The sequence below is a fragment of the Ruegeria sp. J8 genome (assembly GCF_056531925.1).
On the sequence record NZ_JBQFMR010000006.1, the window covers coordinates 257206 to 279575 of the forward strand.

The following is a 22370-nucleotide window of genomic DNA, read 5'->3' on the forward strand; positions in this document are numbered from 1 at the left end:
CGCTAACAGGTAAAATGCGTCCTACCTTTTGCGGTCAAGGATTGCGTAGAAAGATGACCTCAACCCTGTTATTGCGCACGGCCATCGGGTTTTTGGCCGTCAATTCTCGGTCAGCATGTCCCGTGACGCGATCCAGTCGAGACGGCGTAACCCCTTTATCCTGCAGCATTTGCCGCACTTTCTGAGCGCGCGCGGTTGATACGTCCCAGGCCGGGTTCTGTGCCAGAACCACGGGCGAGGCGCGCACATGCCCTTCGACGGCCACCGCATTTGTCACCAGGTCCGAGGACCGCGCCACCAAAAGTGCCAGCGCCCGCATCATCGCCGTTGGTGTGTCACTATCCGATTCGAACAGGGGCTGGTCTTCGGTATCGAACAGCTCGACCACAAGACCTTCGTCGGTGACGCGCGTGACGATGTGCTGCAAGACCTTGTTCGAGACCATGCTTTCGCCTGTCCGCCCCATCAGTTCGGCCTCAAGCGTGGTGAAATCCTGAACCTCGCGCTCGCCGCCATCTGCACTGACCCCGATGGATCCCTGCGCCTGCCTTGCTTCGGTCGGTCTGCGTTGACTGGCGCCAGAACCGCTCATGGCCAGGGTCTTCTCCGAGAACATATTGTCGCCACCAAAGGCCCCGCTACCCCCACCCGAAACCGGGTTCACCGGGATCGTCGGCGAAAAATAGTCCGCCAGCCCTTTGCGTTGTTTTTCCGTCGTTGCATTCAGCAGCCACATCAACATGAAGAACGCCATCATGGCCGTGACAAAGTCGGCATATGCGACTTTCCAAGCGCCGCCGTGGTGGCCATCACCACCTGATACACGTTTCTTCTTGATGATGATTGGCGCCGCATTGGATTGCGCACCCATCTCCACCACCTTTTTTATCACCCGACTACAGGGGTAGCCGGGCAGGTCTTAAGGTGGACTTAACACTTAAAACTGTCTTGATTTCCCTATCGCGGAAGGTTGGATCCGGCTCGCCGCAAGATCAGGTTCAACCGGTTGAAGCTGCTTTCGATCCCATCCGGTTCAGCCTTGGCAAAGAATGCGTCCAGTTCCTCATGCACGCGCACGGCCTGATCCAGTAGAGGGTCCGCGCCCTCGGAATACAGCCCCGCCTTGATCATCACCTCGGATTGCTCATAGCTGCCGACCAGCTTGCGGGCCTCGGCGATCATTCGGTTTTCATCCTCGGACGCGGCGCCCGGTAAACTGCGCGAGACCGAGCGGCTGAGGTCAATGGCCGGGAATCGCCCACGCTCGGCAATCTCGCGGCTCAGGACAATATGGCCGTCCAGCACGCCGCGCAGGATGTCGGCCACGGGTTCATCCATATCCGATCCTGCTACGAGAACGCTGAACACGGCAGTGATATCGCCCTGATCCGCCGTCCCAGGCCCGGCCCGTTCACACAGACCGGCGATCAGCGGCGTGACTGACGGAGGGAAACCGCGCAGCGACGGGGCCTCGCCCATGGCGACAGCGATTTCGCGGTGCGCCTCGGCAAAACGCGTCACCGAGTCGGCAAGGAACAGGACGTTCAGCCCCTGATCACGCAAATATTCGGCCACCGACATGGCCGTCCAGGCACAACGCCTGCGCGCCAGAGCCGACTGATCTGAGGTCGCGGCCACCACAACCGACCGCTTCATCCCCTCGGCCCCCAGCGCATGTTCGACGAATTCGTTCACCTCGCGCCCGCGTTCACCAACCAGTGCAACCACCACCGCATCCGCCTGCATCGACTTGGCCAGCGTGGCCAATAGCGTCGACTTGCCCACGCCCGAACCCGCGAACAACCCCACGCGCTGACCCTGTACCACAGGCAGCATGGTGTTGAGCATGGCCAGCCCGGTCTCCATCCGTGTGCCCAAAGGTTTTCGGGCCACGGCGGGGGGCGGGGCCTGCATGATGTCGCGCTCCTGCGTACCAGAGAGCAGAGGTTTGCCATCCAGTGGTTTCCCGAACGGATCAACCACCCGTCCAAGCCAATGCATCCCCGGCGCAAACTCAGGCGTCTGCTCTAGAATCACCCGGTCGCCCAGACAAACACCATCGGGCGCGGACGCGGGCATCATATGAATCAAATCCGATTCGACATGCAGCACCTCCCCGCCCAGATCCGGACTGCTGCGTCGCCGAAGGGTCAGGTGGTCGCCGATCCGTGCCTGCCCTTCAAGTCCTTGAATTTCAACAACTCCACGCGCCACGCTGGACACACGCCCCATATGGCGCACAGCGGAAAGACGGTCGAATTCGCATTTTAGAAAGCTTGGGTCGAGATCGGACATCGTGGGTTCTCCAACGGGTTTCTGAAAACGGTTTCTAAAGGAATCGGGGTTAAGCCTTGATTGAAATTGATCGAGGGAGAAGCCCCGATGTTCTATGACCTGAACGTCTTTAAGACAGCGCACGCAATGGCAACCCATGCCGGGCAACGGCAGGCCGTAATTGCGCGTAACATGGCCAATGCGGATACGCCGGGCTACCAGCCCCGCGATCTTGAGGCCTTTCGAACAGCATTCGAAGAAACCGGGCTCGAGGGGGCGATGATCGCCACGCGGGCCGGGCATCTGAACGGCAACAACGCGTCGCAGCCTTGGGCCGAATATGACGTCGCGCCTTCGGGCGATCCCAATGGCAACGGTGTTTCTATCGAGGAAGAGATGTTCAAGGCGGTCGAGGTCAAGCGCCAGCATGACCGCGCACTGACCATTTACAAATCTTCGATGAACATCCTGCGCACCAGTCTTGGCCGGTCATAAAGGGGTAGTGAGATGAGTGATTTTTCCCATTCCCTTGCCGCCTCGACCAGCGCCCTGCGCGCGCAATCGGCGCGTCTGCGACACGTGTCCGAGAATATCTCGAACGCCGATACGCCGGGGTATCGCCGCAAGACTGTACCGTTCGAAACCGTGCGAAAAGACGGGCGTGAGGTGGTACAGGCCGGGCGGGTCAAGCTGGACCGCCGCGACGCGTCGCGCGTTTACGACCCCGGTCATCCGATGGCGGATGAGACCGGCCATTATCGCGGCTCGAATGTCGATCTGATGATCGAGATCGCCGACGCCCGCGAGGCACAGCGCAGTTACGAAGCCAATCTCAAGATGTTCGACCAGACACGTCAGATGTCGTCGAGCCTGATGGAACTCCTCAGAAAATAAAGGACACCAGAATGGATATCCGAGTCCTCAATGCTGCCCAGAACTATGCTGGCGCGCGCTCTGCAACGCAGGCCGATCCCGATCACGCCGGAATGGCGCAGGGATTGCGCAGCACGTTTCAGGATTTTGCCGCGACGCTGAAACAGTCCGAGGCCATCTCGCAGACCGCGATGACCGGCCAGGCTGATCCGCACGCGCTGGTGCAGGCGCTGGCGCAGACCGAACTGGCGGTCGAGACGGCCGTGGTCGTGCGCAACAAAGTGGTCGAGGCCTATCAGGAAATCCTGCGGATGCCGGTCTGACGCGATGCTCAGCGAAGGTCTGTTCTATGACATCGTGCGTCAGGCGCTGTGGGTCGCGGTGATCACCTCGGTCCCGATCCTGGCTGTGGCGCTGGTTTCGGGCCTGATCGTGGGCCTGTTCCAGGCGCTGACCTCGGTGCAGGAGATGACGCTGACCTTCGTGCCCAAGCTGATCGCCATCGTCATTGTGTTCTGGATTTCCATGGGGTTCATGACCCAGACGCTGGTGACGTTTTTCACCACAACCCTTGTCCCGCTGATCGCCGGAGGTCGCTGATGGATACCGCCTATACCACCTTGTCCCGCCAGTCGGGGCTGATGAACGAAATGCGGCTGGTGGCGAACAATATCGCCAATGCCAACACCACCGGATACCGCGCGCAAGGCTTGGTGTTTTCCGAATTCGTGCGCGACATGCCCGGCAATCCGTCCTTGTCAATGGCGCGGGCCGAGGTGCGCAACACGTCATTGCAGCAAGGGGTTCTGACTGAGACTGGAGGCGATTTTGATTTCGCCATCGAAGGCGATGGATTCTTCATGGTCGAAACTCCGGCCGGCAATCGATTGACACGGGCAGGGGCGTTCTCGCCAAGCGCCGAGGGAGATTTGGTCACGATGGATGGCCACCGTGTGCTGGATAGCAACGGCGCGCCGGTTTTTGTACCCCCCGACGCGGCCTCGATCGACGTCGGCAGCGACGGCACACTCAGTATTGAGGGGCAATTGCTGGGGCAGCTTGGTGTCTACCGGGTCGAAGATCCCAAGTCCCTGGTGCGCGAAGGCAGCACGCAGTTCCGTAGCGAAGGCGACGTAGTGCCGATCGAAGAGCCGGTTATCGTTCATCGCTTTCTCGAAGGGTCCAACGTCAACGCGATCGAACAGGTGACACGGCTGGTCGAAATCCAGCGCGCCTATGAGCTGGGCCAGAGCTTTCTTGAAACCGAAGACGAACGGGTGCGTGGCGCGCTCAAGGCGCTGATGCGCTGACTTTAGAACGGAGGATTTGACATGCGGGCATTGAAAATCGCAGCGACGGGTATGACCGCGCAGCAGATGCGGGTTGAGACGATCTCGAACAACCTCGCGAATATGAACACCACCGGCTACAACGCGCGGCGGGCTGAATTTGCCGATTTGCACTATCAGCAGATGGCACGGGCCGGGTCGGTGAACGCCAATGATGGCACGGTTTTGCCGGCAGGTATTCAGTTGGGGCTTGGCGTCCGCCCCGCTGCGGTGACGGTGCAGCTTGCGCAAGGTGCATTGTCGGCAACCGGCAGCGATCTGGATGTGGCGATCGAAGGGCGTGGGTATCTGGAGGTGACGTTGCCCAACGGTCAGTCCGCATTTACCCGCGACGGTAGCCTTAAGCGGTCAGCCGAGGGTCTGATTGTCACCTCGGACGGGTTCGCGGTTGCGCCCGAGATTACAATCCCCGACGACGCGCGCTCAATCTCAATCAACGCAGCGGGCGAGGTCTATGCCTATTTCGACGATGCCGCCGAAGGGCAGCTGCTGGGTGAATTCACCCTGGCGAGTTTCTCGAACGCCAAAGGCTTAGAGGCCATCGGCAGCAACCTGTTCAAAGAAACCGAAGCTTCGGGCGCACCAGTTGTCGGATCTCCGGGCGAGGATGGCCTGGGCACGCTGCGACAGGGCTATCTTGAGGACAGTTCCGTCGACGCCGTGCGCGAGGTCACCGAACTGATCGAAGCCCAGCGGGGATACGAGATGAACGCCAAGGTGATCTCGGCCGTCGATCAGATGATGGGCGCAACCACACAGGTGCGTTGATGCGGGTGCTGTTTTTGACACTTGTGATGGCAGGACCCTGCGCGGCGATGGCCGATATTGTGGTCCCGACCCGTACGATCCGCGCGAAAGAGATCATCGCGCCCACTGATCTGGCCACCAAGGAACAGGACATACCCGGCGCGATTTCCAACCCGGACGTGCTGGTTGGGCAGGAGGCACGCGTGGCGCTCTATCCCGGCCGTCCCATTCGCGCGGGCGATTTCGGACCGCCCGCAATCGTCGACCGCAATGATCTGGTGGTTCTGATTTTTGATCGCCAACCGCTGTCGATCACTGCAGAAGGGCGCGCGTTGGGTCGCGGGGCAGTCGGCGATCGCATTCGGGTGATGAACCTGTCGTCGCGAACCACCGTGACCGGCTTTATCCGAACCGACGGACAAATCGAGGTAAAATGATGCCAGTATATACCAAATCACTCCTACTGGGCGCGTTGGTTCTGAGCGCCTGTGGCCGCGTCGATCACCTGGGTAAACCCCCCAGCTTCACACCCAATGAGGATTCGCCCGAACATGTCGCCATGCTATGGCCCGGTCTGCCGCTGCATACGCAGCCCCAACGCGCGGTCGATCAATCGTCGCTGTGGACGGGTGGGCAGCAATCGCTGCTGGGCGATCAGCGGGCGATCAAGAAAGGCGATATCCTGACGGTCGTGATCGAGCTGGATGAAAAAGCCGAGATTTCCAACGACACCAACCGGTCCCGCGCGGGATCCGAAAGCCTTTCGGTGCCCGGTCTGTTCGGGCTGCCGCAAAGAGCGGCAGAGCAACTGCCCGAAGGCGCCTCTTTGGATGAGGCGGTGTCGATTGATTCAGCCTCCAACAGTCGCGGCAAAGGGTCGGTAAAGCGCAAAGAGAAACTGACGCTGCGCGTTGCAGCAACCGTGATTGATGTGCTGCCCAATGGCGTATTGGCGATCTCGGGTTCGCAGGAATTACGGGTGAATTTCGAACTGCGCGAGCTGCTGGTAACCGGCTATGTGCGCCCGCAGGATATCTCGCGCCAGAACGAAATCACGTATGACAAGATTGCCTCTGCGCGGGTGTCCTATGGGGGGCGCGGTCAGATTACCGATGTGCAGCAGCCGCGCTATGGGCAGCAGGTTCTAGACACTCTTCTACCGTTTTGAGGGTTGATTGATGAAAAAACTGATCCCCGTTTTGTTTCTGTTGGCAGGCCTTGGCGTAGGTGTCGGGGCCGGGCTTTTCCTGGCCCCATCCGACGCGCCCGCACAAGAGGGCAAGGAATATGCGTCCGCGGAAAAGGAGCCCAAGGACAAAAAGGCCAAAGATGAGAAACCCAAACCGAAGTTCAAAACGTCGGAGAAAGACGACAAGAGCAGCGATGTGGAATATCTGAAACTGACCAAACAGTTTGTGATACCAGTTGTTGAAGCCGAGCGCATTTCGGCCATGGTAACGATGTCCGTTAGCCTTGAGGCTAAACCGGGCATGACCGACACTTTCTATGCCATAGAGCCGAAATTGCGCGACCGCTTCCTGCAAGTTCTGTTCGATCACGCGAACACAGGTGGGTTTGACGGCAATTTCACCACTTCGGAAAATCTGGACTCGCTGCGTAAGTCCCTGTTGGAAGTGGCGCAGAAAGATCTGGGCAAGGAAATCTCGAACGTGATGATCCTGAGCGTGAACCGGCAGGATGCCTGAGCGCATTAAGGTATCTGTTTCTTCTGCAAAGCGCGGCGTCGGTTTTCCGTTTCGATATCAGACAGTCGGGTAACCGCCTGCTGGCGCCCAAACGCGGATCGCAACGCGTCCAGAGCTGCAAGCTTTTGCGATCTCACCCGCGCCAGTTCCATGTTCAACTGACGACGGGTATTGGATTCCCACCCATGCCACAGGATATCTGTTCCGGTGACACGATATCCTTCGGTGTCGTTGATATCCCGACGCGTTTGCCGAACTTGACCGTCCAATCGTGCCAGCTGGTTTTGGATACGGATCTCGGCCTGCAAGATGGGTGCCAGGGCTTGATGCTCTTTCTGGAAAAGTGCGTCTGTGGCTATTTGCAAGTTTGAAAGCTTTTGGCGTTTCATCAAATCTGCCCTTTTGCTTTTTTGCGCATTGCCTCGGCAAACCGAATAGCCGCAGCGACGGGTTTATAATGTTCCTCTGCAATCTCCTGCCCGATCTCGACGGTCGCGTGCAGCGCGCGCGCGGTTGGCGGGTCCGAGTGTATTGGAACGCCCGCTGTTCCAGCCGCCGATCGAATGGCGGCTGCCACCTCGTCCACGCCCTTGGCAACACAGACCGGGGCTGAGCCGGCGGCCCGCGACCACTTTAGCGCGACTGCAAAATGGGTTGGGTTGACAACAACCACATCTGCCTTGGGCACGTCCGCCATCATCTGATTTGTCGCGATCTCTTGCGCGCGCTGGCGGCGCTGCTGTTTGACATGCGGATCGCCCTCGGCGTCCTTGGTTTCGTCCTGAATTTCTTTGCGCGACATCCGGTTTTTGCGGATATGCTCGGCATATTGCCAAAGGTAATCCACCGCTCCGATCGCGAGAGCCACGGCGACGACGATAAACAGGAACCGAAACAACAAATTCATCATCAAAAGCAAAGATGCCTTGGCCGGTGCCGCGCTGGCTGACAGGATCTGGTCCAGATTGGCGCGCAGAAACAGGGCCAGGCACGTTCCATAGATCACCAGTTTCACAAAGCTCTTGGCAAATTCGAACAGACCGCCACGCCCGAACTTGTTCTTGGCGTTGGATGGGATCGAAATACGCGAGAGTTTGGGCTTCAGCTTGCTGGGCGCAAAAATCAGGGCCCGCTGGGCAATCAGGCTGAGCAATACGGCCGCGGCGGGCGAGGCGAACAGGATGGACATCGCCACCAGAGCGGTTTGTAGTAGCCCAGCGACCGGATTGACGGCTGGACCCTCGATCAACAATTCTGACAAGTCGCTGGCTTGATCGACCAGAACGACAAACAGTGTCCCCATTTGCTGGACGCCATAACTGCCTGCGGCCAGCAGAGCCACCAGCAACCCCGAATAGGCCGCGACAACCGACAGGTCGTTAGACTTGGCAACTTCGCCCTTCTCGCGTGCTTTCTGAAGCTTCTGTGGCGTTGGCTCGAATGACTTGTCACTGTCGTCATCACCGCTCATCTGCTGGCTCCGACCGGGTTGACGATGAAGGAAAACAGCACGTCGGCCCAGACCGACAAGATCAAAGGCGTGCCGGCAAACAACAGGAACAGACCGGCAAAGGTAATCGCGGGGGCGCCGACAAAAGCCACCATAAGCTGTGGCATGGCTCGGTTGATCACGCCAAGCGCGAGGTTATAGATCAATGATGCGATGACGAAGGGCATGGCGAGGCTGAACGCAAGGCTGAAACTGCGCGCGATCCGCTGCACGCCCCATTCCGACAGGTCCGAGGCTGCCGGGGCCACGCCCATCGGAAACAGCGTGTAGCTTAGGATCAGGAATTGCGCGACGTGAACATGCAGCCCCAGCAATACAGCCAGGGTCAGGCCGGCCAGGGTGAGCATGTAGCCCATAGCCGGAACCGGGTCAGCGGCCGCGCCACTCAGGATCTGGGACAGAGAGGTCGCTTGCGCGGCGATAGAGCCGGCGGTTTGCAGGGCCAGCACGAAAAGTCGCAACCCCAGCCCCAGTGCCACGCCGACCAATATCTCGGTCACGATAAGCCGTACCATCGGCAGTAGGCCGGGGGACGGGATTGGTGCCGGGGTGGCAGGCAGGATGATCAGTGTGAACGCCACCGAGATGCCCAGTTTCACGCGGGTCGGAATGCTGCGCTCGCCAAATGCGGGCAGCAGAGAAACCAGTGCAGAGACACGCAGAAAGACGGCAAAGAGGTGCCACAGCCCATCCCCCAATTGGGGTAGAAGCTCGGGCGGCAGGGCGATCACGCGGGCACCGTTCCGACCAGGGCAGGGCGTGCTTCCAGTCCGATTTCCTCGAACGAGAGGACCGGGTTCGCGACGCCGCGCGCGTGCATGATCGTGCGCAACAATCGCCGTCGCCGGGTCGAAGTCACAACCGCCGGAAACAGCCCATGATCGGCCGATCGTGACACCGTGTTAACGACTCCATCGGCTAGTTTGTTGAACAGGTTCGGCGGCAGCGCGACGTCCAGCCCCGCATTTGGCGCGTCGATCTGGTAGGTCGAAAACGTATCCTCCCATTCCGGGGCCAGTTGGATAAGTGGGATCGAGCCATCCTCGCGCTTCATCTCGGCCACCAGTTGGAAGCCCAAGCGCTGACGGACCAGTTCGCAGATACCTTCAGGCTGTGTCGTGGTCAGGCGCGCCTCGGCCACGCTTTCCAAGATCAGGGCCATGTTGCGGATCGAAACACGCTCATCCAGCAGCAGCCGCAACACCGCATGTAGCGTGTCGATCGGCACTTTGTCGGGGATCAGTTCATCCAGCAGCTTGCGGTTGGCCTCGGCCCGGATGGGATCGCTGAGCTTGGTCATCTCGGCCAGCAGCCGGCGCAGAGATTTCAATGTCAGCAGGCGCGAGAAGTTCTGTTTGATGATCTCAAGCAGGTGCGTGGCGAGGATCTCGGGGGGCGAGACGATGGTGGCCCCGCTCATCGCCGCGGCCTCTTGATCTTTGGGCAGAATCCAGCGGGCAGGGGCGCCATAGACGGGTTCGGTCACGTCGGTGCCGTCGGGTAGCAAATCTCGGTCGTCCTGTACCAGCGCCAGCACCAGATCGGGGTTCAATTCGCCACGCGCCTGTTCAACCCCGTGGACCTTGACCACATAGGTGCCCATGGGCAGATCGGCGCGGTCGGTCAGGCGGATGTCAGGTAGGATCAGACCGAAGGTCGAGGCCACATAGGTCCGCATATTGGCGATCCGGGCATCCAACCCGGTGCCGGGGTTCAGCACCATGCTGACCAGATCCGGCGCAAATTCCAGATGCACGTCGTCCAGATCCAGAATGTCTCCAATCGCCTGAGAAACCGGCGTGTCGTCGGTGGTCGCTGGGTTGATGGCGGCGTCGGCCTCGGCCTTTTGTTTGCGGTGCACGCTGTAGGCCGCATAGCCTAGTACACCTGCCCCAAGGATGAAGGGCAGGAAGGGCAGACCCGGCACCAAAGCAAACAGCACCATCAGCATTGCCACCGTCCCCAACGCCGCCGGGTGCTTGCCCAGTTGTGAGAAAATAGCGTTGTCCGTGGCCCCCTGCGTACCGCCACGCGCCAGCAGCAGCGCCGAGGCGATCGAGATGATCACGGCTGGGATTTGCGACACCAACCCGTCGCCCACGGTCAGGATGGCATAGGTTTCAAACGCCGAGGATATCGGCATCCCATGCACGATCACCCCCATGATCAGGCCCATCACAAGGTTCAGCAGGGTGATCAGCAGACCAGCAACCGCATCGCCTTTGACGAATTTCGAAGCACCGTCGAGCGAGCCGAAGAATGTCGTCTCTTGCTGTTCGCGCTCGCGCCGTTCCTTGGCTTGCTGGTGGTCGATGGCTCCGGCGGACATGTCGCTGTCAATGGCCAGCTGTTTGCCCGGCATTCCGTCCAGGGCAAAGCGCGCACCGACCTCGGCCATGCGGGCAGCGCCCTTGGTGATGACCATGAAGTTCACGATCAGCAGTACGCCGAACACCACCAGCCCCAGAAAGATGCTGCCGCCCATGACGAAATTGGCGAATCCCTCGATCACGTCCCCGGCGGCGCTGGGGCCGGTGTGCCCCTGACCGATGATCAGCTTGGTTGACGACACGTTCAGCGACAGCCGCAGCATCAGTGAGGCCAGCAGGATCGTGGGGAAGGATGAGAAATCCAAGGGCCGTTCGATGAACAGGGTCAGAGTGAAGATCAGGATCGCCAGCGCGAAAGACGCCGCCAGACCTACATCCAGCACCCAGGCGGGCATCGGCAGGATCATCATCACGATGACCGTCATCAGCGCCAGCGCCAGCAGGACGGTGGGCGAGAACAGGGAACGAAGGTCGATCTTGGGCACGCGACCCTCCTAGTTGAATGGGATGAAGGCGGTGGCGGTTCCGGTCGCAGGAACCAGCGAGCCAAGTGCAGTGCCGCGCGTTTGGTCGGTGTCCTGCGGGATCAACGGCGCAGCCGCCCCGGTGAACGGGTCCCGCGCCGCCAGAGGCGCGTCGATAACCTGCTCTAACCCGGCCAGAACGCGCCTGAACCGGCCGGAATAGGCCTGCGCCAGATCCGGCGTGCGCGAGTGATAGGCACCAGCGGCAGCGGTCCATGACCCAAGCTCGGCATGCAGTTTTTTCAGGAACCGGGCGGCGTATTGTGCGTTTTCAAGTGGGTCGAACATCGCGTCGATCGACCGAAAAGCCTTACCGTGCCACCGGTAGTTGATCTGAAAGCAGCCGACATCAAAGCTGCGTTTGCCTGCTTTGAAGATGTTGAAAAGATAGGTTTTCGCCTCGTATTCCGAAGTAAACCAGAACCCCTTGCCCTCAACATTGATGGTCCAAGGCCATGGGGCAAGCTGGCCGTCCACCGCACGGCCTGTTTCGACCCGCGATATGGCGCGCAGCACGTCCAGCGGCACGTCATGCGCCTGTGCCGCGCGTCGGGCGGCATGGTCGCAGATCCCGGCAGCGCGGGCATCTGGCGCGGCGGCCAGCGGTTGCGCGACGAAAAGCGCGACAACCAGTCCTGAGATGAAACGATGGGGCATTCTGCCGGTCCGGGATTCTGATCAGTCCCGGCCAAACTAGTCCCGCTTAGGTTTACAGAGGGTTATCGGCCAATCAGATTCGATCAATCCGCCGCCCGAACACGACGCTGGTATTGGTGCGCAGAACGCCGGGGATTTTGGCCAGCTCATCCACCAGAATGTCCAGATCTTCCAACCTTGGGGCCTCGGCGGATAGCAACAGGTCGAATTCTCCGTTGATGGACAGGCACAGTTTGACCTCGGGGTAGGCCTCGAGCCGCTTGATGATGCGCGTGGTTTCCTTTTGCTGTACCTCCAGCAGGACAACGACCTGTACGCGGGGGCTGTCTTCGGGTGTGGTCAGTACGACGGAGTAACCCGCGATCACGCCGCGCTCTTCCATGCGGTTGATCCGCTCGTGCACGGTGGTGCGGGCTACGCCCAGCTTGGCCGCGATCTTGGTTGTCGACTCACGGGCATTGTGTTGCAGGGCGGCGATGATGCGGCGGTCCAGTTGATCCATGACGCCAGATGTAGTGCAAGGGTGGGCAGAGGCTCAAGGCTTGTTGTGGGGGGAATGGGTCAGGGACCGTGGCCACAGAAAGCCCACAAACCCGATCCCCCAGGCCGCCGCAAAGGTCATCCAGGCAAAGGTTTGGGTTGTGCCCTTGTCTGTCATCAGCCAGCCCGCAAGGGGATAGAGCACCAACCAGCATAGATGCGACAGCGTGAATTGCGCGGCGAAAAGCGCAGGGCGATCCTCAGGCGGGGCCGAGCGGGTCAGCAAGCGGCCTGCCGGGGTCAGCGTTGCCGAATAGCCAAACCCGACGCAGGCCCAGATCAGCGCGAGGCTGGGCAGCGAGATCAGTGACAGCGCCGACATCGCGGCGGCCACGGCCATCGACAACGTGCCAAAGCTCGCGCCGGTCAGCATGACGTCGCGGTCCCGCAGTTTCTCTAACAGGGCGGGCAGGGCAAAAGCGGCCAGCATTGAACCGCCTCCGAACCCGGCCAGAGCCGTTGCCACTGCGCTTTCCGACAGTCCCAGATCGCCGCGCACAATAACCACCGTGTTGACAATAACCGTCGCGCTGAGGGCTGCAGCCGTCCAGTTCAGCGCCAGCAACCCCCAGAGGCGTGGTGTGGCCAAATAGATGCGCAGGCCGCGGGTGGTGCGGTCAAAGATACCGCGGGGTTGTTTGGGTTTGGGCGAGGGCAGGACGACCGAAACCACCAGCAGGGCCGAGGCGACAAAACCAACCCCAGTGCCCCAGAACAGGCTGTCAAAACTGACAATCGTCAGCAAAGCAGCGGCAAGCAGTGGGCTTACGACGCTCTCCAGATCATAGGCCAGCCGGGACAGCGATAGAGCCTTTGTATAGTCGTGCTCATCCGTAAGCACATCCGGGATCGTGGCCTGAAACGCGGGCGTGAACCCGGCCGAGGCCGATTGTAGGATGAAAATCAGCACAAAAACCTGCCAGATCTCGGTTACGAAGGGCAAGCAGACAGCCACAGCCGCGCGGACCAGATCCAACACCACCAGCATTTTGCGGCGATCCAGCCGCTCGGCCACGGCGGCGGCAATGGGCGCGACCAGCACATAGGCGACCATCTTGATCGTCAGCGCCGTGCCGAGCACCATGCCAGCGGCATTGCCCGCAAGATCAAATGCCAGAAGTCCCAGCGCAACCGTCGCCAAACCGGTGCCGGTCAGCGCCACGATCTGGGCAGCCAACAGGTGGCGATAAACGCGGTTTCGCAAGATGCTCAGCATTGTCCGGGCGGTCCTTTCCGGTGGAAACGGATACATGGTTGGTTTTCCCAGCCCAGTCTCGGATGGTCAAGAATCGCGTATCTTTGTTGCATTCTATGGATGGCGTTGAGTTCACGGGCCAAACCGCCTATCTCGGGGGCGATACCGCACAAAGGAAGACCCCGTGGCGAACCATCTTTATCAAAACGACCTGCCGGACGGGTTGGACCTTGGCCCTGTCGTGGCCATCGACTGCGAAACCATGGGGCTTAACCCGCATCGCGACCGTCTGTGTGTGATCCAGATGTCGGGCGGCGATGGCAACAGCCATATTGTGCAGGTCGCCAAAGGTCAGACCGAGGCCCCAAACCTGTGCGCGATGCTGGAAAACCCCGACGTACTGAAGCTGTTCCATTTCGGACGCTTCGATATCGCCGCGATGTATCACGCCTTTGGTGCACTGGCCGCGCCGGTCTATTGCACCAAGATCGCCAGCCGTTTGGTGCGCACCTATACCGACCGCCACGGGCTGAAAAACCTGTGCCAGGAACTGATCGGGGTCGATATCTCGAAACAGCAACAGATGAGCGACTGGGGTGCCGAAACCCTGACAGAGGCGCAGCTGGACTATGCGGCCTCGGACGTTTTGTATCTGCACCGTCTGCGCGAGGCGCTGGACGGTCGGCTGGCCCGCGAAGGCCGGACGGAAATGGCCCAGGCCTGTTTTGAATTCTTGCCGATGCGTGCGAAGCTTGACCTCGCCGGTTGGCCCGAAACGGATATTTTTGCGCACTCATGACCGATACAGACGCCTTCCTGAAAACCGCCCGACAGGTGATCACCGACGAAGCCCGCGCGCTGGACGTGCTGGCCGACAACCTGAACGAAGACTTTGCCGAGGCCGTGCAGCTGATCCTGCAAGCCACAGGCCGCATTATCATCAGCGGCATCGGCAAATCAGGTCATATCGGCCACAAAATCGCGGCAACTTTGGCCAGCACCGGCACGCCCGCCTATTTCGTTCACCCTGCCGAGGCCAGCCATGGCGATCTGGGCATGGTGTCCAAGGGCGACGTTGTTCTGGCGATTTCGAATTCTGGCGAAGCGCCGGAACTGGCAAACTTGCTGGCCTTTACCCGCCGGTTTGGGATTCCGCTGATCGGCCTGTCCAGCAAGCCTGAAAGCACGCTGATGAAACAGGCGGATGTGCACTTGCTGATCCCCTCGATGGGCGAGGCATGTGGGTTTGGCATGGTGCCCTCGATCTCGACCACGCTGACATTGGCGATGGGCGACGCGCTGGCGATCGCGCTGATGAAACATCGCGATTTCAAGCCCGAGGATTTCCGTGCTTTCCACCCCGGAGGCAAGCTGGGCGCGCGGCTCAGCACGGTGCGTGACCTGATGCATACGGGCGAGGCCCTGCCCCTGCTGGCATCCGATGTCGCCATGAGCGATGCGCTGATAGAGATCAGCCAGAAAGGGTTCGGCGTCGCGGGCGTGACAGAAAGCGGTGGCCAGCTTTCGGGGATTATCACCGATGGGGACCTGCGCCGTCACATGGATGGTTTGCTGTCCAAAACAGCCGCGCAGGTGATGACCGAGAACCCGACGACAATCGGACCCGATGCATTGGCTGAAGAAGCCGTGGCGATCATGAATGACCGCAAGATCACCTCGTTGTTTGTGGTCGAACCGGATACGGACGGCCCCGCGCTGGGTCTGCTGCACATTCACGATTGCCTGCGCGTCGGGCTGGGATAAGAGGGCGGGGCCGTGGACAGCCACTCTCGGATGGTGCAGTTCTTGAAGGTGGTCCTGCCGCTGGCGGCCATTGTGCTGTTGTCCACCGTGTTCCTGCTGTCGCGCAGCATCGAAACCGACGTGACGGTCCCCTTCACCCAACGCGATATCGAGGAACGTCTGGCCGATCAGGTGGTCACCAATCCGAGCTACCGTGGCACCACGCGCAAGGGCGAAGAGGTACTGATCGAAGCCACGCAAGCCACGCAAGGAACCGAGAACTCTGTGCCCACGGCATCCGAGTTTCAGGGCAGGCTGGGGCTTTTGAATGGCGGTATCATCACGCTGGATTCCAATTCGGGCACGATCCGCCCTGACAAGAACACGGCAACCTTCGTGGGAGATGTCGTGATTACCACGACCGACGGTATTCGGGTGACAACCGATTACCTGAACACGGCCTTGGACGAAATTCGGGGTGATACGCCGGGTCAGATTGACGGAACCGGCGCGATCGGCGATTTCTCGGCCGGTCGCATGACATTCGGGGCGGAAAAAAAGGACGGTCCGGTCCATATTCTTTTTACAGATGGCGTGAAGCTGATATACCAGCCGCAACAAGCAGAAAGATAAGCTGTGTTCGATTTTCGTACTGTCCTTCTTACCGTCTCTTTGCTGGCCGGTGCCAATCTGGCTGCGGCGCAGGGAACCCAGGTCGCGTTTGGTGCCGTCAAGGCAGACCCCAGCCTGCCGGTCGAGGTGACATCAGAATCGCTGAACGTGAACCAGGAGGACGGCTCGGCCGAGTTCGTGGGCAACGTGATCGTCATCCAGGGAGAAATGCGGCTGACTGCGGGTCGGGTACTGGTGATCTACAATGAGGACCGCTCGGGTATCGAGCGGATGGAGGCCACGGAAGACGTTGTTCTGGTCAGCCCGCCCGATGCGGCGGAAGGGGATTGGGCGGAATATACCATCGACTCGGGCCAGATCGTCATGCGCGGTAACGTTCTGCTGACCCAGGGCCCCAGCACGATCAGCGGCGATCAGATGAATGCAAACCTGACCTCTGGGTCGGCAACGGTGACGGGCAACGTCAAGACGATCCTTCAGCAGGGGGCCAACTGATGGCGCGACCCAGTCTGAGCGTGACCGAGGGCACATCGGGGCTCAGGATCGAAAAGCTGCGTAAATCCTACCGGAAGAAAACGGTTATCCGCGATGTCTCGATGACATTGGGCCGGTCCGAGGTTGTGGCGTTGTTGGGCCCCAACGGGTCGGGCAAGACCACGACCTTTTATTCAGTGGCTGGGCTGGTTTTTCCCGAGGCCGGAACCGTGACCATCGACGGTCAGGTGGTGACGACCCTGCCCATGTACCGCCGCGCACGGCTTGGTATTGGGTATCTGCCGCAGGAAATGTCGATTTTCCGGGGTATGAGCGTTGAAGAAAACATATCTGCCGTGCTGGATATCACCGTAAGACACGCGCATCGCCGCAAGGAACGGCTGGAAGAGCTGTTGTCCGATTTCTCGATCGAACATCTGCGTCGCGCGCCTGCGCTGGCCCTGTCTGGTGGCGAACGGCGCCGGGTCGAGATCGCGCGTTGTCTGGCGGCTGACCCCAAGTATTTGCTGCTGGACGAACCTTTTGCCGGTGTGGACCCGATCAGCGTGGGCGACATCCGTCACCTTGTGGCCGATCTGAAAAAGCGCGGGATCGGTGTTCTGATCACTGATCACAACGTGCGCGAGACGCTCGAGATCGTAGATCGCGCCTATATTCTGCATGATGGTCAGGTACTTATGTCCGGAACGCCGGACGAAGTAGTCGAAAACGAAAACGTGCGCCGCGTCTATCTGGGCGAAAACTTCCGTATTTCATAGGTTTGCGTGGTATTGCGCCGGATGCATGGCGGAAATCTCGTATATACACGCCTGTTTTGATTGACTCTTCCTCCGTCTCTTGCCTCAATTGGGGCATGGCATTTCCTCGGTTCCAGTCTGGATCACGATGCCCCTTCTTCGAAGGGATCAAGTTCCGGCTACCGCGGAACATGTCGATACCCCCCACCCGATAAAAAAAAGCGCGTTGTATTTCACAGCGTCTAAATGGGTGTGAATTGTGAAGGAGATCACATGCGTTACCAAATCAGCGGAAAACAGATCGACATCGGCGAAGCACTTCAGACCCATGTGCAGACCGAACTTGGCGAGGTGGTGGGCAAATACGCCCAGCGACCGACCGACGCCAATGTCGTCTTTTCCCGTTCTGCGCATGAATATGTGTGCGAGACCACCGTACATCTTTCCACCGGCCTGACGGCGCAGGCCAAAGCCCACGCAACCGAGATTTACGCAGCATTCGAGGGGTGCTGTGACAAGATGGAAACACAATTGCGCCGATACAAACGCCGTCTCAAGGACCATCACAAGGATCGGTCCGAGCCGGTTGAACTCTTTGGAGCTTCCTCTTATATCCTCGCCTCTGACGAATCTGAGTCGGCGGATGAGCCTGAAACTCTGCAGCCGATGATCGTGGCTGAGATGGAAACCAAGATCCCATCGCTGAGTGTTGGTGAAGCCGTTATGCAGATGGAACTGGCTGGTGCCCCGGTGCTGGTGTTCCGGAATGAGAACAAGGATGGATTGAATGTCGTTTATCGTCGGGAAGACGGAAACATCGGCTGGATTGATCCGTAACAGGCAAGATTAGAAAGACGTGCCCCTGCGCCAGTGGGGGCATCGTCATGGAGCGTTATCATGGAGCTTTCGAGCATTCTGAAGCCCGAAGCAGTGCGTGTGTTATCCGCCGCATCCAGCAAGAAGCGGTTGTTTCAGGAAATCGGCGATGTTGCGGCTGCGACACTGGGTCTGGACGCGCAGGTCGTTGTGGATGCGCTTCTGGAGCGTGAAAGCCTTGGGCCCACAGGCGTGGGCCATGGCGTTGCTCTGCCTCATGCGCGGCTGACCGAGCTACAGGATGTCTCGGGCGTGTTTGTCATGCTGGAAAAGCCGATTGATTTCGGGTCGGTAGACCGGCAGCCTGTTGATATCGCTTTTGCATTGTTCGCCCCCGAAGAGGCGGGAGTGGATCACCTGAAGGCACTGGCGCTGGTATCTCGGACGCTGCGCGATACCTCGGTTTGCGCCAAGCTGCGGGCCAATCCCGATCCAGTCAAGCTCTATGCGATTTTGACCGAAGCGCAATCCATGCAGGCGGCTTAATCGTCTGATTGAAAAAGAAAAGCCCCCGAATACTGGGGGCTTCTTTTTTAAGTGGCTGTGGTCAGCCGCCGGTCCCCATTTCCAGAGTCCACCAGATTTTCCCGCCATTCTCCTGATGCCAGGCAAAGCCCATTTGTGTGGCCTTTGGGTCCAGAATAACCGAGCGTGGCCCCGGTTCCTGCATCCAGGCGGCCAGCGTTTCGGTTTCGGTTTCGAATGTCTCGGAAATCGCCTCGCCCAGAAATGTGCCGAAATATCCCACACGCGCCGCCCGGTCGATTGGCGAAGAGCCGTCGGACCCGAAATGCCATGGCCGGTTCTGACGCGCCATGTCCTTGGAGTGGGTCGCGGCAGCGGCGTTCAGTTGGGCATTCAGTTGAACCGGTTGTAGTCCCGACGCCTGACGCAGCGCGTTGACCGAATCAAGCATGCGGAATTGCAGTTTTTCGGGATTGCCTCGAATCTTGTAGACAGTCGGCAAAGGACGCCCGTCGGCACCGTAAGTCGGCGTGCTGCTGGGGGTACATGCTGCCAGAGCAACGAGGCAAGCAAACAATAAAGAAATAATACGCGTCATGGTGGGCCTGATGTTTCTGTTGTCCTAGGGCATAGCGCGCTCGACGGGGTTGGGCAAACCTGCAATAGCCGATTCTCGCGTGATTTTGCCGGTTTGGTTTGCGAAAGACGCATTCTGGCAATAAAATACGTCAGTTTTTCAGATTTGGTATAGAGAGGGACCGCTCGATATGGTCAAGAAACCTATTCCGGCGACAAGTCGCCGCGTATTTCTGACGACCGCCACGGCGGCGCTGGCGTCACCTGCGATTGCGCAATACATCCCCGGTGATCCGCTCAGGCCGGCCCCAGAGCCCGAACCTCAGGTGCGCCGCAATATTTCTGGCTTCCGCGCTTTGGATTGGAAACCCTATTTCGACAACACTCGAAACGGCGCAATTTTGGTCGATACCATCTCACGGGCGCTACATTATTGGTCAGAAGATCAAAGTGTGTACAAACTGTATCCGTCTTCAGTGCCCTTGACCGAGGAATTGACCCGCCGGGGACGCACCAGCGTGATCCGAAAAGTCGAAGGTCCAAGCTGGGCGCCGACGCCGTCGATGAAGAAACGCAACCCGGAATGGCCGGACTATATTCCACCGGGTCCGGATAACCCGTTGGGAACGCACGCTTTATATCTAAGCTGGAAATACTATCGCATTCATGGAACCCACGATACGCGCAAAATCGGGCGTAGATCATCCAATGGCTGCATCGGTCTTTTCAACGAAGATATTGCCGAGTTGTTTTCGATGGCCAATGTTGGCACGCAAGTGTTGCTAATTTGACGACAAAATCGCGCGTGAACCCGCTTGCGACGCAAGTTCCATTTGCATTCCAGTCGGATAGCTGGTTAGAAAAATATACGAGGTAAGTCTTGGGTGTGCGGTTTCGCTAGTTGGAGCCGTACTTATTCTGGAGGTTAATATGAAGAAACTCGTTCTCGCCGCTGCACTGACCGCTGCTGCATCGACCGCTTTTGCTGGCAACCTGGAAGAGCCGGTTGTTGAAGCACCTGTTGTTGTCGAAGAAACTCAGGGTTCGTCGCAGGGCATCATCCTGCCGCTGGTCCTGTTGGTTGTGGTTGCCGCAGCTGTTGCAGCAAGCTAATTCGACGAGCGAAATACATAAAAAAGGCGGTGGAGCATTCCACCGCCTTTTTTTATGCGCTCATGCAGGCGCCGGATCAGGTCGGGTTTAGTCCAGCCAGCCCTTCAGATTGTCTTCGATGACCTTGCTAAGAGCTGCGATATGCGCGTCGTCGTCATTGAGGCAGGGGATGTAGGTAAAGCTCTCGCCGCCGGCTTCTTCAAAGCTTTCCTTGATCTCTTCGTTGATCTCTTCCAGCGTCTCGATGCAATCGGCGGAAAAGGCCGGAGCGATCACGGCGATGTTTTTCTTCCCCTGACGTGCCAGGTCCGCCACGTGATCGACCGTATAGGGTTTCAACCATTCCTCGGGCCCGAATCGCGACTGGAAGGTTGATACAAGCTGATCATCCGCCCAGCCCAACCGTTCTTTCAGCAGGCGAGAGGTTTTTGCACATTGGCAGTGATAGGGATCGCCCTGCTGCAAATAGCGGTCCGGCATCCCGTGATATGAGCAGACCAGAATATCAGGCTTGGTTTCCATCGCGGCGTAAGCCTGTTCCACAGATCCGGCCAGCGCGTCGATATAAGCGGGTTCGTCGAAATAGGCGGGCACGGTGCGTGACGCAGGTTGCCAGGCTTCTTCCATCAGGGCGCGGAAGAACTGGTCATTGGCGGTGGCGGTCGTGGCGCCCGCATATTGCGGATAGAGCGGGAAGAACAGGATGCGCTCACAGCCCGCTGCCACCAATTCGCGCACCTTGGATTTGGTCGAGGGATTGCCGTAGCGCATACAGAAATCGACCATCACCCGATCGCCATAGCGCGCTTGCATCGCATCGCGCATCTTGGCGGTTTGATCCTTGGTGATCGTCATCAGCGGGCTTTCGCCTTTTTCGTGATTCCAGATCGATTTGTAGGCCTCGCCCGAACTGAAGGGCCGCTTGCTGAGGATGATCCCCTGCAAGATCGGCTGCCATTTCCATTTCGGATAGTCGATGACGCGCTGGTCCGAAAGAAACTCGTTCAGATATCGGCGCATTGGCCAATAGGTGTAATCGTCCGGAGTGCCCAGATTGGCCAGCAGGATGCCGACGCGGCCCATTTTGACCTTGGGGTGGTCTTCGGGGGCATGAGCGGGTCGAGTGGCGTCAAACATGGGATTGTTTCCTGAATTCGTCGTGTTCCGGGCTGAGATAAACGGAAATGGTCCGCCGTCAATCGGACAGTTTGCCTTCTTTTGTCCCCAATGCATCGGCAAGGCGGGTTTGGGCCGATCCCGGGCGAAGGGGCTTTTGCTGACTGTCATCTGGGGACCAGCCGGTCAGGCAAATCAGTTCATAGGTGGTTTTCAACCGCCCTTGGGGGGTTGCGAAGTGTTCGGCGTATATCTGCTGGGCGCGGTCAAAGACCTGTCGCCGAGTGGGGCGTCTGATGCGGTCGGTTAGGCTGTTGGTCTCGCCCATTACGCGCAGATCCTGCATCAGATGTCGCAGGTCGCGGTATTCGGCCGTCAGTCGCGCCGTGTCGGCCACCGGCAGGGCCAGCCCGGCCCGTTGCAGCAAGCCGCCCATATCACGCAGCTCTCCCATCGGCGCGATGCGTGGGCTAAGCCCGCCCGAGACCTCGATCTCGGCCTGACCCAATGCTGCGCGCAGCTCGTGCAGGGTTTCTCCGCCCAGACAGACCACCAGCAGCAGCCCGTCAGGCTTTAGCGCCCGATGGCATTGGATCAACTGGCCTACGGGGTCGTTGGCCCAGTGCAGCGCCATAGCGTGAATCACCAGATCATGCGCACCGGGGGTCAGGGCCAGCACCTCATCATCGGCCACGATCTGTGCCTCTGGGAACACATCCCGCCAGATATGGGCAAACGGCGTCACCACAGCCGGGGCCGTAAAGGTTTTGTTAACCATGCTGAGTCGATCCTGAACCTCGTCCACGGCGGCGCGGTGCAGGAACAGGGCCTCGTCCCGGGTGCGGGCGCGATGCAGGGTCAGGGCCTTGCGGTCGAACAGAGAGGGTGCGTTGGAAGCAGGCAGTTTCATA

30 protein-coding genes are annotated in these 22370 nt (G+C 59.4%); 18 read left to right on the forward strand and 12 right to left on the reverse strand.

Annotated features, from left to right (window positions below):
• Positions 1 to 34 precede the first annotated feature (34 nt).
• Positions 35 to 871 carry a flagellar motor protein MotB gene (locus ACR0L1_RS14560; protein ID WP_170790103.1) on the reverse strand — a complete coding sequence of 279 codons (837 nt, stop codon included), beginning with the start codon at positions 869 to 871 and terminating at the stop codon, positions 35 to 37.
• A gap of 86 nt (positions 872 to 957) precedes the next feature.
• On the reverse strand, positions 958 to 2295 hold the full coding sequence (locus ACR0L1_RS14565) for a FliI/YscN family ATPase (RefSeq protein WP_480859562.1): 1338 nt from the start codon (positions 2293 to 2295) through the stop codon (positions 958 to 960).
• A gap of 87 nt (positions 2296 to 2382) precedes the next feature.
• On the opposite strand from ACR0L1_RS14565, the gene ACR0L1_RS14570 reads away from it, so the two are divergent.
• From ACR0L1_RS14570 to ACR0L1_RS14610, 9 genes are read left to right on the forward strand one after another with little or no spacing between them, the layout of a single operon-like run.
• Positions 2383 to 2769 (forward strand): FlgB family protein, encoded by a 387-nt coding sequence (locus ACR0L1_RS14570; RefSeq protein ID WP_170771566.1) that lies wholly within the window; start codon positions 2383 to 2385, stop codon positions 2767 to 2769.
• A gap of 12 nt (positions 2770 to 2781) precedes the next feature.
• Positions 2782 to 3168 carry a flagellar basal body rod protein FlgC gene (flgC, locus tag ACR0L1_RS14575; RefSeq protein ID WP_170790101.1) on the forward strand — a complete coding sequence of 129 codons (387 nt, stop codon included), beginning with the start codon at positions 2782 to 2784 and terminating at the stop codon, positions 3166 to 3168.
• 11 nt (positions 3169 to 3179) lie between these two features.
• Positions 3180 to 3470, forward strand: a complete 291-nt coding sequence (gene fliE / locus ACR0L1_RS14580; protein WP_480504192.1) for a flagellar hook-basal body complex protein FliE — start codon at positions 3180 to 3182, stop codon at positions 3468 to 3470.
• Positions 3471 to 3474: 4 nt separating this feature from the next.
• Positions 3475 to 3747 carry a flagellar biosynthetic protein FliQ gene (locus tag ACR0L1_RS14585; protein WP_170353788.1) on the forward strand — a complete coding sequence of 91 codons (273 nt, stop codon included), beginning with the start codon at positions 3475 to 3477 and terminating at the stop codon, positions 3745 to 3747.
• Positions 3747 to 4457, forward strand: a complete 711-nt coding sequence (locus ACR0L1_RS14590; protein WP_170786406.1) for a flagellar hook-basal body complex protein — start codon at positions 3747 to 3749, stop codon at positions 4455 to 4457. The genes ACR0L1_RS14585 and ACR0L1_RS14590 overlap by 1 nt, the downstream gene beginning before the upstream one ends.
• 21 nt (positions 4458 to 4478) lie before the next feature.
• Positions 4479 to 5264 (forward strand): flagellar basal-body rod protein FlgG, encoded by a 786-nt coding sequence (gene flgG / locus ACR0L1_RS14595; RefSeq protein WP_480859563.1) that lies wholly within the window; start codon positions 4479 to 4481, stop codon positions 5262 to 5264.
• Complete coding sequence (gene flgA, locus ACR0L1_RS14600; protein WP_170771012.1) at positions 5264 to 5680, forward strand: flagellar basal body P-ring formation chaperone FlgA; 417 nt, start codon at positions 5264 to 5266, stop codon at positions 5678 to 5680. Before flgG ends, flgA begins: the two co-directional genes overlap by 1 nt.
• On the forward strand, positions 5680 to 6411 hold the full coding sequence (flgH, locus tag ACR0L1_RS14605; RefSeq protein WP_480859565.1) for a flagellar basal body L-ring protein FlgH: 732 nt from the start codon (positions 5680 to 5682) through the stop codon (positions 6409 to 6411). Before flgA ends, flgH begins: the two co-directional genes overlap by 1 nt.
• Positions 6412 to 6421: 10 nt before the next feature.
• Complete coding sequence (locus tag ACR0L1_RS14610; protein WP_480859567.1) at positions 6422 to 6949, forward strand: flagellar basal body-associated FliL family protein; 528 nt, start codon at positions 6422 to 6424, stop codon at positions 6947 to 6949.
• A gap of 5 nt (positions 6950 to 6954) precedes the next feature.
• Here the strand turns inward: ACR0L1_RS14610 and ACR0L1_RS14615 are convergent, their stop codons facing one another.
• The 7 genes from ACR0L1_RS14615 to ACR0L1_RS14645 all read right to left on the reverse strand — a co-directional run bounded on the left by ACR0L1_RS14615 (position 6955) and on the right by ACR0L1_RS14645 (position 13726).
• Positions 6955 to 7338: a hypothetical protein gene (locus tag ACR0L1_RS14615; RefSeq protein WP_480859569.1), complete on the reverse strand. Its 384-nt coding sequence runs from the start codon at positions 7336 to 7338 to the stop codon at positions 6955 to 6957.
• Positions 7338 to 8420, reverse strand: coding sequence for an EscU/YscU/HrcU family type III secretion system export apparatus switch protein (locus ACR0L1_RS14620; RefSeq protein ID WP_480859570.1), 1083 nt, complete (start codon positions 8418 to 8420; stop codon positions 7338 to 7340). Before ACR0L1_RS14620 ends, ACR0L1_RS14615 begins: the two co-directional genes overlap by 1 nt.
• Complete coding sequence (locus ACR0L1_RS14625) at positions 8417 to 9190, reverse strand: flagellar biosynthetic protein FliR (protein ID WP_480859572.1); 774 nt, start codon at positions 9188 to 9190, stop codon at positions 8417 to 8419. Before ACR0L1_RS14625 ends, ACR0L1_RS14620 begins: the two co-directional genes overlap by 4 nt.
• On the reverse strand, positions 9187 to 11274 hold the full coding sequence (gene flhA / locus ACR0L1_RS14630; RefSeq protein WP_480859574.1) for a flagellar biosynthesis protein FlhA: 2088 nt from the start codon (positions 11272 to 11274) through the stop codon (positions 9187 to 9189). The genes ACR0L1_RS14625 and flhA overlap by 4 nt, the downstream gene beginning before the upstream one ends.
• Positions 11275 to 11283: 9 nt before the next feature.
• Complete coding sequence (locus ACR0L1_RS14635; protein ID WP_480859576.1) at positions 11284 to 11970, reverse strand: lytic transglycosylase domain-containing protein; 687 nt, start codon at positions 11968 to 11970, stop codon at positions 11284 to 11286.
• Between the two features lie 73 nt (positions 11971 to 12043).
• On the reverse strand, positions 12044 to 12472 hold the full coding sequence (locus ACR0L1_RS14640; RefSeq protein ID WP_170770997.1) for an Lrp/AsnC family transcriptional regulator: 429 nt from the start codon (positions 12470 to 12472) through the stop codon (positions 12044 to 12046).
• A gap of 33 nt (positions 12473 to 12505) precedes the next feature.
• The gene (locus tag ACR0L1_RS14645; protein ID WP_480859578.1) at positions 12506 to 13726 is read right to left on the reverse strand and encodes an MFS transporter; all 1221 of its coding nucleotides are present in this window, start codon (positions 13724 to 13726) and stop codon (positions 12506 to 12508) included.
• A gap of 163 nt (positions 13727 to 13889) precedes the next feature.
• Here ACR0L1_RS14645 and ACR0L1_RS14650 point away from each other — a divergent pair, with 163 nt between their 5' ends.
• The 7 genes from ACR0L1_RS14650 (at position 13890) to ACR0L1_RS14680 (ending at position 18675) form a co-directional block, all read left to right on the forward strand.
• Complete coding sequence (locus tag ACR0L1_RS14650; protein WP_170790089.1) at positions 13890 to 14504, forward strand: ribonuclease D; 615 nt, start codon at positions 13890 to 13892, stop codon at positions 14502 to 14504.
• The gene (locus ACR0L1_RS14655; protein ID WP_480859580.1) at positions 14501 to 15469 is read left to right on the forward strand and encodes a KpsF/GutQ family sugar-phosphate isomerase; all 969 of its coding nucleotides are present in this window, start codon (positions 14501 to 14503) and stop codon (positions 15467 to 15469) included. The genes ACR0L1_RS14650 and ACR0L1_RS14655 overlap by 4 nt, the downstream gene beginning before the upstream one ends.
• A gap of 12 nt (positions 15470 to 15481) precedes the next feature.
• On the forward strand, positions 15482 to 16081 hold the full coding sequence (gene lptC, locus ACR0L1_RS14660) for an LPS export ABC transporter periplasmic protein LptC (RefSeq protein ID WP_480859582.1): 600 nt from the start codon (positions 15482 to 15484) through the stop codon (positions 16079 to 16081).
• 3 nt (positions 16082 to 16084) lie between these two features.
• Positions 16085 to 16576, forward strand: a complete 492-nt coding sequence (locus ACR0L1_RS14665; RefSeq protein WP_170770987.1) for an LptA/OstA family protein — start codon at positions 16085 to 16087, stop codon at positions 16574 to 16576.
• Entirely contained in the window at positions 16576 to 17334 is a 759-nt protein-coding gene (gene lptB / locus ACR0L1_RS14670; RefSeq protein WP_170770985.1) for an LPS export ABC transporter ATP-binding protein, read from the forward strand. Before ACR0L1_RS14665 ends, lptB begins: the two co-directional genes overlap by 1 nt.
• Positions 17335 to 17586: 252 nt before the next feature.
• Complete coding sequence (gene hpf / locus ACR0L1_RS14675) at positions 17587 to 18150, forward strand: ribosome hibernation-promoting factor, HPF/YfiA family (RefSeq protein ID WP_170770983.1); 564 nt, start codon at positions 17587 to 17589, stop codon at positions 18148 to 18150.
• Positions 18151 to 18210: 60 nt separating this feature from the next.
• Entirely contained in the window at positions 18211 to 18675 is a 465-nt protein-coding gene (locus ACR0L1_RS14680; protein WP_170770981.1) for a PTS sugar transporter subunit IIA, read from the forward strand.
• Positions 18676 to 18736: 61 nt separating this feature from the next.
• Here the strand turns inward: ACR0L1_RS14680 and dalA are convergent, their stop codons facing one another.
• Positions 18737 to 19252 (reverse strand): divisome-associated lipoprotein DalA, encoded by a 516-nt coding sequence (gene dalA / locus ACR0L1_RS14685; protein ID WP_170770978.1) that lies wholly within the window; start codon positions 19250 to 19252, stop codon positions 18737 to 18739.
• A gap of 169 nt (positions 19253 to 19421) precedes the next feature.
• Between dalA and ACR0L1_RS14690 the strand changes: the two genes are divergently transcribed.
• A complete protein-coding gene (locus tag ACR0L1_RS14690; protein ID WP_170770976.1) occupies positions 19422 to 20021 on the forward strand; it encodes a L,D-transpeptidase in 600 nt (199 codons plus the stop codon).
• 139 nt (positions 20022 to 20160) lie between these two features.
• On the forward strand, positions 20161 to 20343 hold the full coding sequence (locus ACR0L1_RS14695) for a hypothetical protein (protein WP_170770974.1): 183 nt from the start codon (positions 20161 to 20163) through the stop codon (positions 20341 to 20343).
• Between the two features lie 87 nt (positions 20344 to 20430).
• On the opposite strand, the gene hemH is transcribed toward ACR0L1_RS14695, so the two are convergent.
• Positions 20431 to 21480 carry a ferrochelatase gene (hemH, locus tag ACR0L1_RS14700; RefSeq protein ID WP_480859585.1) on the reverse strand — a complete coding sequence of 350 codons (1050 nt, stop codon included), beginning with the start codon at positions 21478 to 21480 and terminating at the stop codon, positions 20431 to 20433.
• Positions 21481 to 21538: 58 nt separating this feature from the next.
• Complete coding sequence (locus ACR0L1_RS14705) at positions 21539 to 22369, reverse strand: methyltransferase domain-containing protein (protein WP_480551678.1); 831 nt, start codon at positions 22367 to 22369, stop codon at positions 21539 to 21541.
• Position 22370: the final 1 nt, after the last annotated feature.